This is a genomic window from Pseudomonas sp. ADAK7 (assembly GCF_012935675.1).
GTDB lineage: Bacteria > Pseudomonadota > Gammaproteobacteria > Pseudomonadales > Pseudomonadaceae > Aquipseudomonas.
In genome coordinates, this window is sequence record NZ_CP052861.1 from 6,819,184 (window position 1) to 6,831,314 (window position 12,131).

General features: G+C 58.4%; 9 protein-coding genes and 1 pseudogene. 9 read left to right on the forward strand and 1 reads right to left on the reverse strand.

Annotation, left to right across the window (positions count from 1 at the left end):
* The first annotated feature begins 72 nt into the window (after window positions 1–72).
* Together HKK53_RS31145 and HKK53_RS31150 are read left to right on the forward strand one after the other, a co-directional pair.
* The gene (locus HKK53_RS31145; protein WP_169373933.1) at window positions 73–786 is read left to right on the forward strand and encodes a FadR/GntR family transcriptional regulator; all 714 of its coding nucleotides are present in this window, start codon (window positions 73–75) and stop codon (window positions 784–786) included.
* A 92-nt stretch (window positions 787–878) separates the two neighbouring features.
* Entirely contained in the window at window positions 879–1,109 is a 231-nt protein-coding gene (locus tag HKK53_RS31150) for a hypothetical protein (RefSeq protein WP_169373934.1), read from the forward strand.
* Window positions 1,110–1,138: 29 nt separating this feature from the next.
* Here the strand turns inward: HKK53_RS31150 and HKK53_RS31155 are convergent, their stop codons facing one another.
* A complete protein-coding gene (locus HKK53_RS31155; protein ID WP_169373935.1) occupies window positions 1,139–2,038 on the reverse strand; it encodes a DMT family transporter in 900 nt (299 codons plus the stop codon).
* A gap of 96 nt (window positions 2,039–2,134) precedes the next feature.
* Here HKK53_RS31155 and HKK53_RS31160 point away from each other — a divergent pair, with 96 nt between their 5' ends.
* From HKK53_RS31160 to HKK53_RS33150, 7 genes and pseudogenes are all read left to right on the forward strand, one after another.
* A complete protein-coding gene (locus HKK53_RS31160) occupies window positions 2,135–2,998 on the forward strand; it encodes a LysR substrate-binding domain-containing protein (RefSeq protein ID WP_149661863.1) in 864 nt (287 codons plus the stop codon).
* A gap of 18 nt (window positions 2,999–3,016) precedes the next feature.
* Window positions 3,017–3,427: an Arc family DNA-binding protein gene (locus HKK53_RS31165; protein WP_169373936.1), complete on the forward strand. Its 411-nt coding sequence runs from the start codon at window positions 3,017–3,019 to the stop codon at window positions 3,425–3,427.
* Window positions 3,428–3,835: 408 nt separating this feature from the next.
* On the forward strand, window positions 3,836–4,975 hold the full coding sequence (locus tag HKK53_RS31170; protein ID WP_237150817.1) for an EAL domain-containing response regulator: 1,140 nt from the start codon (window positions 3,836–3,838) through the stop codon (window positions 4,973–4,975).
* Between the two features lie 150 nt (window positions 4,976–5,125).
* Window positions 5,126–5,752 (forward strand): response regulator transcription factor, encoded by a 627-nt coding sequence (locus HKK53_RS31175; protein WP_149661875.1) that lies wholly within the window; start codon window positions 5,126–5,128, stop codon window positions 5,750–5,752.
* The gene (locus HKK53_RS31180) at window positions 5,753–9,403 is read left to right on the forward strand and encodes a transporter substrate-binding domain-containing protein (protein ID WP_169373938.1); all 3,651 of its coding nucleotides are present in this window, start codon (window positions 5,753–5,755) and stop codon (window positions 9,401–9,403) included.
* Window positions 9,404–9,904: 501 nt separating this feature from the next.
* Window positions 9,905–11,149, forward strand: a complete 1,245-nt coding sequence (locus HKK53_RS31185; protein WP_169373939.1) for an EAL domain-containing response regulator — start codon at window positions 9,905–9,907, stop codon at window positions 11,147–11,149.
* Window positions 11,150–11,356: 207 nt separating this feature from the next.
* Window positions 11,357–11,845 (forward strand): annotated as a pseudogene (locus HKK53_RS33150) (ESPR-type extended signal peptide-containing protein); the annotation flags it as partial.
* Window positions 11,846–12,131: the final 286 nt, after the last annotated feature.

Consider the following 12,131-nt stretch of genomic DNA (forward strand, 5'->3'; position numbering starts at 1 on the left):
TACAAGTTAGGCGCTGTTTTCTTCAGGGGCGAGTGCTACGATCTCGACTGCCCTGCTTTTCGGAAGATCGCCATGCAAGAAGACCTCGACGCACCTGCCCGCAAGCGCAGCCACAACCTCGCCCATGACCTGGTGGCCAAGCTGACCCAGACCATCCTGCTCGGGCAGATGCTGCCGGGGGACAAGCTGCCGTCCGAGAACACGATTGTTCAGGAGCACGGCGTCAGCCGCACGGTGGTCCGCGAGGCGATCTCCAAGCTGCAGGCTTCAGGGCTGGTGGAAACCCGTCACGGCATCGGCACTTTTGTCATCGAGCGCGCGGCGGAGCAGGGGTTGCGGTTGAACGTCGACACCGCGCTGGGCGTGCGCAGCATTCTGGAGTTGCGCATGGGCCTGGAAACCCAGGCCGCCGCGCTGGCCGCAACCCGTCGCACCGAGCAGCAACTGGCGCAGATGCGCGAGGCACTGGATGACTATCAACGCCTGCTGGCCAACAACGACAGCTGCGTGGAAGCCGACAAGCGCTTCCACCTGTTAATCGCCGAGGCCACCGGCAATGTGTGCTTCACCGAGATCATGCAGCACCTGGGCAGTGCGATGATCCCCCGCACCCGCGTGAATGCCGCCGAACGTGGCGCCACGGATTTGAGCAAGCTCGGACAACTGGCCAATCAGGAACACGAGGCAATCCTCAACGCCATCAAGCGCCAGGACCCGGACGCGGCGCGCGCGGCGATGTGGCTGCACCTGACCAACAGTCGCGACCGCTTTCTGGCCCAGGGCTGACAACCGTTGGTCTAGTCGATAGCACGCTGTTCCTGCCGTCGCTTCCAACTGATATGGCCCGGATTAACCGGGCCACATCAGTGAGGTGCATCATGGCTAACGATTCGATGTTCCAGGGCGCAACCCCCAATACCGACCCGACCAGACCCATGCCCGGCACGGACGAGCCAACGCTGGACTCAGATGCACCGGCAGGGATGGACCCTTCACGGGACCCGGCCTTGAGTGACGAGGATCGTCCTGAAGACTGGAAGGACCCGGCCGCCGATGAAGATGTACCGGCGGCGGATGAAGAGACGCCGCTGTCTGATGACCTGCGGTAAACAGAACCCGGCCATGGCGCCGGGTTTCTTTAAACCCCTACCGTGCGAACCACCGCCGGCCGGCGCTCAAGATTCAACGCCAGCACGCTGATCAACACCACCACCGCCCCGACAATCACCATCATCGCCGGCCGTTCTCCCAACGCCACTGATGCAATGGCCATCGCCGTCGGCGGCACCAGGTACAGCGTCATCGCCGCACGACTCAGATCGACATGGGCCAGCACAAACGCCCAAGCCAGGTACGCCAAGGCACTCGGAAAAATGCCCAGGCCAATCACTGCCATTTGCACATCAACCGGTGCCTTCGCCACCTGATCCGCCAACCCCGGCAGATACACCAGCAACAGCACGGTGCCGGACCACACCGAATAACAGGTCAGGGTCAATCCGTCATAGCGCCCGGTGTGATGTTTTTGCAGGGCGAAGTAAACACTCCACGACACCGCCGCCAGCAAAATCAGCAAGCCGTGGGCGTCAATGCTGCCCAGCCCTTTATCGCCGGCCACCACGATCACCACGCCGATCAGCCCCAACAACACACAGCCCCAACGCCAGACGCTGACCCGATCCTTGAACACAAATCGCGCCAGCAATGTGCTGAACAACGGCGTCGATTGCGCCAACACGCTGGAGGCTCCGGCACTGACGCCTTGCTGACCGAAATTCAGCAACACATGGTGCAGGCTCACGGCAAAGAAACCGAGGGCAATCAGGAAGGGCAGGTCACGGATTTTCGGCAAGCTGATGCCGCGCCAGACCGCGACAATCGCCATGAACACTGACGCCAGCAGAAACCGCAGCAGCGCCAGATGACCGGGGTCGTAAGCCTGCAAGCCGATGTGGATGCCAGTGGGTGAATACCCCCAGCACGCGACGACAAACGTCATGGCCAGAATGATTTTCAGAGTGGGTGAGAGTCGCGGCATGGTCGTGCACCTGTGGGCTGATGCACTCAGTATCAGAATTCGGATCATTCGCCACAACTGACTTATACTGCGCCAACTCTTCACTTTTGGTGATGTATGGAATTGGCTCAGATTCGCATGTTCAAGACCGTCGCCGACGTCGGCAGCATTGCCCGGGCGGCGCAGCTGTTGCACTGCGTGCCGTCGAATATCACGGCGCGGATCAAGGCGCTGGAAGCCGAGTTGGGGGTGGCGCTGTTCCTGCGCGAGGGCAGGGGGTTGCGGATCAGTCCGTCGGGGCAAACGTTCCTGGCCTATGCCTCGAAGATCCTCGCGCTGACCGCTGAAGCCAAGCGCGCACTGGACCCGTGCGCCGAGCCGTCCGGGCCGCTGCGCATCGGCGCCATCGAATCCTCGGCCACCGGGCGCTTACCGCGCTTGTTGGCCAAATTCCACAAACGCTATCCCGGCGTCGCGCTGGAGCTGACCACCGGCACCTGGAGTCAACTGCTCGACGACACCGCCAATCACCGCCTCGACGGTGCCATCGTCGCGGTGGATGTCGAGCGCTCACAACTCAAGCGCACGCCGATGTACCGCGAAGAGCTGCTGCTGATTGCCTCGACGTCCCTGGGGCCGGTGCGCGACATCACCGATTTGCAGGACAAAACCGTGTTCATGTGGCCCCAGGGCTGTCCCTATCGCGCGGCGCTGGAGCATTGGTTGCTGCGCCAGGGGCAGGCGTTGCCGATTGTCAGCCTGGCCAGTTACGGCGCGATTGTCGGTTGCGTCAGTGCCGGTGCCGGCGTGGCGCTGGTGCCCAAAGGGGTGTTCGATCAGTTCGCCAAAGGCGCAGGTTGCGCGGGGTACGAGTTCCCGGAGCTGACGGCGGTGGAGAATTTATTCTACTGGCATGAAAACGCCGGCGTTCACCCGGCGCGGGAGGCGTTTGTGGGGATGTTGCGCGAGGAGTTCGCGTGACTCTTTGTAACGTTGGCAATGACCACTGTGGCGAGGGAGCTTGCTCCCTCGCCACAGGTCTTGCGCTGGGAGGCGAGTGGCGTTTGTGGGAAATTTCTCGCCTTCATGCAAGAAAAGCCCTACATAAAATTCACATTGCTGGAGACCAAACTACCGAACTCTCACGGTTTTCAGGGGTTGGTGGTGGAAAAAGCACTCAATAGGTTTGTTCTTCGATTACCTGAGGGTTTGCGCCTCACGTTAAAACGTATTGCGAAAGAGAACAGGCGAAGCCTGAACGCTGAAATCGTCATTCGAATGGAGCAATCGTTCGCGGCCCTGGACAGGGGCAAACCGGGTCATGATGAAATCAGACTGGCTTTGATTCGTGAGGTGCTCGGAGCTAATCAGACACTGGAGAAGATCGAAGCCACTGCTGATTCGGACTAACCGGAAGCGGCCTCGCACCCGGTTACCCCTTCATGTCGTGCCATGAATTCCGCGCCGCCTGAGCTCCCGATACCAATCAAATGAGTCATATCACGACCTTTGTAGCAGCTGGCGAAGCCTGCGTTCGGCTGCGAAGCAGTCGTAAAACCTGGGCACAAGGTCTTACTGATGCACTGCGTTGCCTGAACTCACGACTGCTGCGCAGCCGAACGCAGGCTTCGCCAGCTGCTACAGAACCGTGCTTGGCTGATATTGCGCCTAGGAAATTTCCTACAGATCAGGGAGATAAATCCTTCGCTCGCTGTGTCATGAAATAGCCACAATTTTGCTTCCATGTATTGCAGGGTAAGCAGCGAGATGGATTCCCCTAGCGTTCTCGTATTAGAAAATCACTCGTTTCGGCGTGGTGTGTTGGTCACGGCGCTGCAGCATCTGGGCGTCATCGATATTTTGCAGGCCGATAACAACGAAGGGGCGATGGCGCAGATCCGCCGCGCGGGGGGCGTGGATATTGTGCTCTGTGACCTGGGGAATACGGCCCTCAATTGTCAGGACTTTCTGCATTCTGTCGGGCAGAACGGAATGGTTCGCGCGGTTGCCCTGTGCAGTGAGTTCCGGCCGGAGCTGCGTCGCGCCGTCGAACAGATGACCAACTTTGCCGGATTGCAGTTGCTGGGCGTCCTGAGCAAACCCACGCAGTTGTATTCGTTGCAGCAAATCTTGCAGCGTTATGGCCACCGGCGCCTGCTACCGGACGTCGATCCCGCACCGCCATACAAGCTGCCCAGCGAAGAGGATGTTCGCCGGGGCCTGGCGTTGGGGGAGTTCAAAGCCTGGTTCCAACCCAAGTTCGAGATGAACGGCACGGTATTGGCCGGGGCTGAAGCATTGGCGCGTTGGGAGCACCCGGTCAGGGGGCTGCTATTGCCCAAGGACTTTCTGGCCGCGGTGCTGGCCTATGACCTGATCGATGAAATGCTCAAGCAAATGCTGGAGCAAGGGATGAGTCTGCTGCACGCCTTGCGCCAGTCCGGCCTGGGCGTGGAATTGGCCTTCAACCTTCACGCCTCGCAACTGGCCCGCGATGACCTGACTGACCACATTCACCAGGTCTTGAAGTCCAACGACTTCCCGGGGTCGACGTTGTTGTTCGAAGTGGCCGAAAACGGCTTGCTCGACATCCCCAGGGCGACCCGGGAAAACCTGCTGCGCCTGCGCATGATGGGGTGCAGCCTGTCGATCGACGATTTCGGCATGGGTTTTTCCTCGCTGACACTGCTCTGCCACCTGCCATTCAACCAACTCAAACTTGACGGACAACTCGTGCGTTCCATTGCCGATCCGCGCACCAGGGCAATGGTCACCAGCACCGTGGCGTTGGCCCGGGTGCTGAACATGAGCCTGGTGATCGAGGGAGTCGGCAGCCAGTTGATCCGGGATGGGCTGGTGGAGATGGGCTGTTCATTCGGCCAGGGTTACCACCTGGCGCGGCCCATGGATGCCCAGCGGTTCGTGCAATGGTTGCGGAACCCGAAATTACCCGCTTGAAAATGTCGGCGCAACGTCGGAAAGATTTCGATAGGGCTGCCGATTACGTAGTGAGGTGAGCTACATAGGCCGGTGAATTGTTCCATACTCTTTTGATGCATGGCTCTTCCCGTCACTGGTATCTCCTGTGCGTATTACCGTGAGGTTCAAATGCATAAAGCATTGGTTGTAGACGATCATCCGTTCATTCGGGCAACTGTAAAAGTGTTGCTGGAACGCGAGCAATTCGAAGTCGTCGCCGAGGCTGATAATGGCGTGGATGCGGTGCAACTGGCTCGCAAGCACGACCCGGAACTGATCCTGCTGGATATCGCCATGCCGAGCCTGGATGGATTGGAAGTCATCAACCGGATCAGCGCGCTGAAACTGTCGAGCAAGATCCTGGTATTGACCTCCCAGTCCGCCGCCTTTTATGCCATGCGCTGCATGAAAGCAGGCGCTGCCGGTTATATCTCGAAAACCGATGAATTGAGTGAATTGAGCAAAGCGATCAAGGCGCTTATGGCGGGCTATACCTTCTTTCCCAACCTGGCGGGCAATTCCGTACGCCGAAGCGATATCGATTCCACTGAGCTGGAGATGATCCGCGGCTTGTCCGATCGTGAACTGGTGATTTTGCAGCAACTGGCCCGGGGCCTGAGCAACAAGGAAATTGGCGATGCCATGTTGCTGAGCAACAAGACCGTCAGTACCTATAAAACCCGTTTGATCGAAAAACTCAACGTGAAGTCGGTGGTGTATCTGGCCGACTTCGCCAAGCGTAATAATCTGATCTAAATGAAAATTCATCTGCGCAACTATTTGCTTGCCGTCTGTCTGCTGGGACCGTTAGGAAGTGCCTCGACAGCACAAGCCGAGGCGCAATCCCTGAACCTCTTCGGCCGTTCAAATGGCGCGAACGCTGCTGTCGTTCTGGAGGAGGCGGATTGGCGATGGTTACGCAACAAAAGCTCGCTGCGCCTGGGCGTGTCGGCGTCGGATTATGCGCCCTTCGATATGGTTACCAACGGCCAGGATTACGAGGGTATCACCGCCGATTATGCCGAGCTGTTGGCCACCATGCTGCACATCAAGGTCGAGGTTCGGCGTTATGACTCACGAGCCGAGGTGATCCAGGCACTCAAACTCGGTGAGCTGGATCTGGTGGGCACTGCCAACAGTTTCGATGGGGCCGATCCAGAGCTGGCGCTGAGCAGTGCCTATGCCGACGCGCCGTCGGCACTGGTGACCCACAGTGGCGCGGATCAGGTATTGGCGCCTGACCTGGCCGACAGTCGCCTGGCCATGCTTGACCACTATCAGCCGACAGACGCAGTCCGTGCCGCCTACCCCAAGGCGCAACTGCAGTTTTACCCTTCGGCCCAGGGCGCGATCGGTGCCGTGGCGTTCGGACACGCGGATGCTTACGTGGGTGATGCCATCAGCACCCATTATCTGGTCAACAAACACTTCCTCAATGACGTCCACCTGACGGCATTGTCCGGGGTGTACACCACGCATTTTTCCTTTGCCACGCCCCAGGACAATCGGCGTCTGCTGCACATCGTCAATGCCGCGCTGGCGGTGATCCCCATCACTGAGCGCATGACGATTCTGCGCCGTTGGAGTGCCGGTGACATGAGCCTTTCCGGGCTTCATCCATTGCAGTTCAGTGCGGCCGAAGAGCGCTGGCTGAAAAAACATCCTCGCCTGACCGTGGCGGTCAATGACAGCCTGGCCCCCATGTCCTTCTTCGATGATCAGGGTGAGTTCCGCGGCATCAGTGCCGAGGTGCTGGCCAAGATCAGCCAGCGCACCGGTTTGAAATTCGATGTGCTGCGCGGCAACTCGATGGACAAGTTGATCGAGCAGATCCGGGTCGGCAATGCTGATCTGATCGCGGCGTTCACGCCCACTACCGAACGCGAAGGCGAGCTGCGGTTCACCCGTCCTTATTTGACTAACCCGTTTGTCCTGATCACGCGGGACGAGTCGGGCAGTGCGCAAACACTGGACGGCATGGTCGGTAAAAAACTGGCACTGCGGCGCGGCAATGCGCTGTACGACTTCATTAGAGATAAATTCCCCGGCATTGAGTTGATCCAGACCAAGACTGCAGCCGATGCCATGGTGTTGGTGGCCAAGGGGGAGGCGGATGGCGCCATCAACTCGCTGATCAATGGGCGTTACTTGATTTTGCGCCAGTTCCGCGACCTCCTGCACATTGCCAATGTCGTCGGTTTGCAGTCGGCCCAGGCGAGTTTCGCCACCGACCGTGGGGCGCTGGAGTTGTACTCGATCCTGGACAAAGCCCTGCAAAGCATTCCCCCGGAAGAACTGGATGAGCTGACCGGCCGTTGGCGCCACGATGTGGTGATCGATAACGACAACTGGCTGCACCATCGCTCGGCGGTCATCCAGGGTTTTGTCCTGTTTGCGCTATTGTTGTTGATGGCCGTGGTTTGGATCATTTACCTGCGCCGGTTGGTGTCCACTCGCGAAAAGGCCGAGTTGGCGCTCAACGACCAGATGGAGTTCATGCGCGTCTTGATCGACGGCACGCCGCACCCGATTTATGTCCGTGACCGTCAGGGGCGGTTGGTGAGTTGTAACTCGGCTTACCTCGATGTGCTGGGTGTCCCGCGCGAGGCGGTGATGGGCCAGAAGATTACCGATAGCATATTGATCGGCAACTCCGATGCGCAGACCTTTCAGGCCGAGTACATCAAGGTGATGGAGGACGGGACGCGCTGGATCCAGGATCGGACGTACACCCACAAGGACGGCGTGGTGCATACGGTATACCACTGGATGCTGCCGTATCACACCAGTGATGGCGTGGTGGCCGGGATCATCGCCGGCTGGATCGATATCAGCGACCGCCAGCGCCTGTTGGATCAATTGCAGAGTGCCAAGAAAAGCGCCGATGACGCCAACCGGGCGAAAACCACGTTCCTGGCCACCATGAGCCATGAAATCCGCACCCCGATGAATGCCGTGATCGGCATGCTCGAACTGGCGATGAAGAAAGCCGATCAAGGCGTCATGGACCGCTTCGCCATCGAAGTGGCTTCTGGCGCGGCGCGGGGCCTTTTGGACCTGATCGGTGACATTCTCGATATCGCCCGCATTGAATCCGGTCGCCTGTCCCTGACCCCGGAACGGGCCAGTTTGCGCGAGTTGGTCGAGTCGGTGGTGCGCATGTTCGAAGGGGTGGCCCGGCAAAAAGGCCTGCGGTTGTTGCTGGATTTTGATCTCAAGGCCAGTCGCGATGTGCTGATCGATCCGCTGCGTTTCAAACAGATTCTGTCCAACCTGCTGAGCAACGCGATCAAGTTTACCGACGAAGGCGAGGTGCGCTTGAGCGTGCAGGCGGCGCCTGGCGTGTGCGGCGAGCGATTGGCGCTTCATGTGCAAGTCAAGGATTCCGGCATTGGCATTTCCACCTCGGATCAGGAGCGGCTGTTCAACCCTTTCGGCCAGGCCAGCAATAATAATCAGTCGGCGCGGGGTGGTTCGGGGCTGGGCCTGGTCATCAGCCGGACCCTGTGTGAAATGATGCACGGCCAATTGCACCTGAGCAGCGTGCCGGGCAAGGGCACGCAGATTGATATCCGTCTCGATCTGCTGATCTTGCAACCTGTGCCCGCTGCCGAATTGCCGGCGGTCGAGCTGGCGTCTCAGGCGTGGGTGCTCAATATCCTGGTGATTGACGACTACCCGGCCAACCGCTTGCTGCTTTCCCAGCAATTGTCCTATCTCGGTCACGGCGTCTGCGACGCCGAGGATGGCGCCCATGGCCTGCGCGCCTGGCGCAACGGCAACTTCGATGTGGTCATTACCGACTGCAACATGCCCGTGATGAACGGTTACGAGCTGACGCGGGCCATTCGTGATGAAGAAAAGGCTTCGGGCGCCGAGCCGTGCCTGATCCTGGGATTCACCGCCAACGCCCAGCCAGAGGAAAAAGAACGCTGCCTGGCCGAGGGAATGGACGATTGCCTGTTCAAACCCATCAGCCTCCTGGAGTTGAGCGCCAGACTGGCCTCAGTACAACCCGGTACCAAGTCATTACCCCTTGGCGCGCCGATGCCAGAGATTGATGGCGACATCAATTTGAGCAGCTTGCAGCAACTGACCCGTGGAGATCGCAACGCGATCAAAAACCTGCTCGGTGATCTGGCGTCCAGTAATGAAGAAGACATGTTGCGGCTGATCAAACTGTTCGGCGAGCATGACTTGTCAGGTCTTTCCGATCTGGCCCATCGAGTCAAGGGCGGCGCCCGCATCATCAAGGCGCAGAGCCTGATCCTGTGCTGCGAGCAATTAGAGGTCATCTGTATGGGGTCGGACTCGATCCTGTTGACCGAGGCGGTGGATGCGTTGCAGCAAGCGATGGAGCGATTGGCGCAAACGCTGGAGCAGCGCATGGCTGATCCGGTGTTGTAGACCCCGGTGTCGGGCTAAAACTCCCGACCCTGACTTGAGTTCACTTTAGTGCACAAGATCAGTCCTCTAGTTTGCGGCCCCTGCGCTTGTTCAACTGCTGCAACAGTCTTTCCATTTGCACTGTCAGGTTCTGCAGGGTCGCGGCGCCTCTATCGCGATCTTCGCCGCGCCACGATTCACTATGTGCAGTCAGCAACTTCAGGTTGTCTTCGTGGCGCCTGATTAATACCCGTAGTTGATTTCGCTCTTTAGTCATCTCGGACTCTGTCTTGGGAAAGTTGGCTAATAACTGCATACAACGAGCGCTAAACATTAGTGATGGATACAACGTTGTGTATGTAGGAAATTTCTCAAAGAACCAGCATTCCGCTGACGATATGCCGCATTACCGGGAGGGGCGTGACGCTCGGAAATTTCCTACATTCAGGGAGAAATTTCCTAACGATACCCACCGGCCTACGCCGGACAATTGGCTCATTCCTTTCATTGTGAGCCGCGTCCATGCCCATGCTCCCGTTGCGCATCCTGGTTCTTGGCGACAACGCCTTCCATCGCTCGATGGCGGTGAACATGCTGTGGCAATCCGGATGCCAGGAAGTCTTCGTAGCCAGCGATGCCGCACAAGCCCTGGCGATCCTGGGGCAGGTCGGTGCGGTGGATATCACCCTGTGTGACCTGCGCATGGACGGTGTCGACAGCCTTGAGCTTCTGCAGAGCGTGGGGCGATCGCGTCTGGCGGGGGCGATCATCATCAGCAGTTCGCTGTCGGCCGATGTGCGTCGGGCGGTGGGGCAACTGGTTTCGATGTTGGGGATGGTGTTGCTGGGCGATGTCAGCAAGCCTTTGCAGTTCGGAGCGCTGCAACGATTGCTGGCAAAACACATGCACGAACCCATTGGCGAACGGGTCGTCCCGGCAGTGACGGTGCAGGCCTCGGAAGAGGAGGTGCGCCGGGCACTGGCTGATCAGCAGTTGCAGACGTACTTCCAGCCAAAATTCGACCTGATGACCGGCGAAGTCAGCAGCGTCGAAGCCTTGGCCCGTTGGCACCATCCCTCCAAAGGTGTGCTGCCGCCCTCGGTGTTCATGCCGATTATCGAGCGTTGCGGGTTGATGGATGACTTGCTGATCCTGCAAATGGAACAAGGCTTGAGGCTACAGCGGCAGGTACTCAGGCAGGGATTGGCGCTGAATATCGCCTTCAATCTGCACGCTGTGCAATTGGTGAATGCCGAACTCACGTGCCGGATCAAGGCGATGCTGATCGCGCATGATCTGCCCGGTTCAGGGCTGACGTTCGAGTTGACGGAAACGGGTCTGCTCGAAGCCCCTGCGGCCAGTCTGGAAAGCCTGGTGCGCTTGCGAATGATGGGTTGCAACCTGTCGATCGATGATTTCGGCGCGGGGTTTTCGTCGTTGCAGCGCCTGTGTCAGTTGCCGTTCAACGAAATCAAACTCGACGCCGAGTTCGTTCGCGGGCTCAAACAAGAGCCGCGCTGCCGCGCCGTTATAAAAAGCACCCTGGCGCTGGGCGAAGCATTGGGCATGACGGTCGTCGTCGAAGGGATCGAAACCGAAGAGCAACGTCAGGTATTGCTGGAACTTGGCTGTACGCAAGGGCAGGGCTACTTGTGTTCCCGACCGATGACGGCGGCGGGTTTATTGAACTGGTTGGATCTTCAGCGGATGGCGGCGGTTAGTTGCTCGGGAAATTTCCTACAAACAGCAGGAAATTTCCTAACTTAATCATGTTGGCAAGTCGAGACAATACGATCTCTTAATTCCTTGGTAGTTGCTGTTACTTGCATAAAACGAAGATTGAACACTTGTCGTTTCAGAGGCGGAGTGTCGTTTGTGAGCAGGGTTTTTATATCAAGTATTGATTGAAAAAGCGGACGTCATCACGCCATGGATGACACGTGATTCGGAGGTTGGCTCGACGCCAATTCATAGATGAATAAAATATTTTCGGTTGTCTGGAATACATCGCTGGGTTGCTGGGTAGTTGCTTCGGAACTGGCCTGTAAAAAGACCAAGAGCGGGCCGGCGGGGCAGCGTAAGCGGGTTTTGAAAACGTCTGGTGCGTGTGCTGCTGCGATGGCCGTTTTATCTTTGGGAGCAATGAGCCCGGTGCTGGCTGCAACTTCCCTGCAAAACACTACCGATACTTCATCAATTCCAGCGGTGGCGACTGATAGTTCCATTGCTATCGCCGGTGGTGCAGGAGCCACTGCTAAAAACATCAGTATCGCGATAGGCGACTTTGCTACCGCAACGGGAGCTAACTCTATTGGCCTGGGTCGCCAGATAAACGTGACTGGTGAGAATGCGACCGGCGTAGGTTGGGCCGTCAGTGCGTCGAGCAAGAACGCAACGGCGGTAGGTGAAAAGACTGCGGTTTCCGGCGAAAACGCCACGGCGTTAGGTTCGTTCGCCAGCGCCGCTGGATTAAATGCGATCGCTCTGGGCGGCGGCTCAACTGCAGCATTGGCTGCTACGGCTGCTGGAGATAACAGTGTTGCCTTGGGGACGGATACATCGGTGACATCCAGTTCCGGTGTTGCGATTGGTGCATCGGCATCCGTGACCTCTGCCAACAGCGTGGCGCTGGGCTCGAACTCATTAGCCGACGGTACCAAGCTGACTACCGCGGCTTATGGTGTCGGCGGCACAGCAACGGCGGGCGGTGAAGTGAACATCGCCAACGGCGTCAACGGCCGCCGTATTA

What these genes read in the sequence shown, in the direction of transcription:
- HKK53_RS31175 (WP_149661875.1), top strand. Translation starts at nt 5,126, where the DNA reads ATGCATAAAGCATTGGTTGTAGACGATCATCCGTTCATTCGGGCAACT.
- HKK53_RS31155 (WP_169373935.1), bottom strand. Translation starts at nt 2,038, where the DNA reads ATGCCGCGACTCTCACCCACTCTGAAAATCATTCTGGCCATGACGTTT.
- HKK53_RS31160 (WP_149661863.1), top strand. Translation starts at nt 2,135, where the DNA reads ATGGAATTGGCTCAGATTCGCATGTTCAAGACCGTCGCCGACGTCGGC.
- HKK53_RS31145 (WP_169373933.1), top strand. Translation starts at nt 73, where the DNA reads ATGCAAGAAGACCTCGACGCACCTGCCCGCAAGCGCAGCCACAACCTC.
- HKK53_RS31185 (WP_169373939.1), top strand. Translation starts at nt 9,905, where the DNA reads ATGCCCATGCTCCCGTTGCGCATCCTGGTTCTTGGCGACAACGCCTTC.
- HKK53_RS31150 (WP_169373934.1), top strand. Translation starts at nt 879, where the DNA reads ATGGCTAACGATTCGATGTTCCAGGGCGCAACCCCCAATACCGACCCG.
- HKK53_RS31180 (WP_169373938.1), top strand. Translation starts at nt 5,753, where the DNA reads ATGAAAATTCATCTGCGCAACTATTTGCTTGCCGTCTGTCTGCTGGGA.
- HKK53_RS31165 (WP_169373936.1), top strand. Translation starts at nt 3,017, where the DNA reads ATGACCACTGTGGCGAGGGAGCTTGCTCCCTCGCCACAGGTCTTGCGC.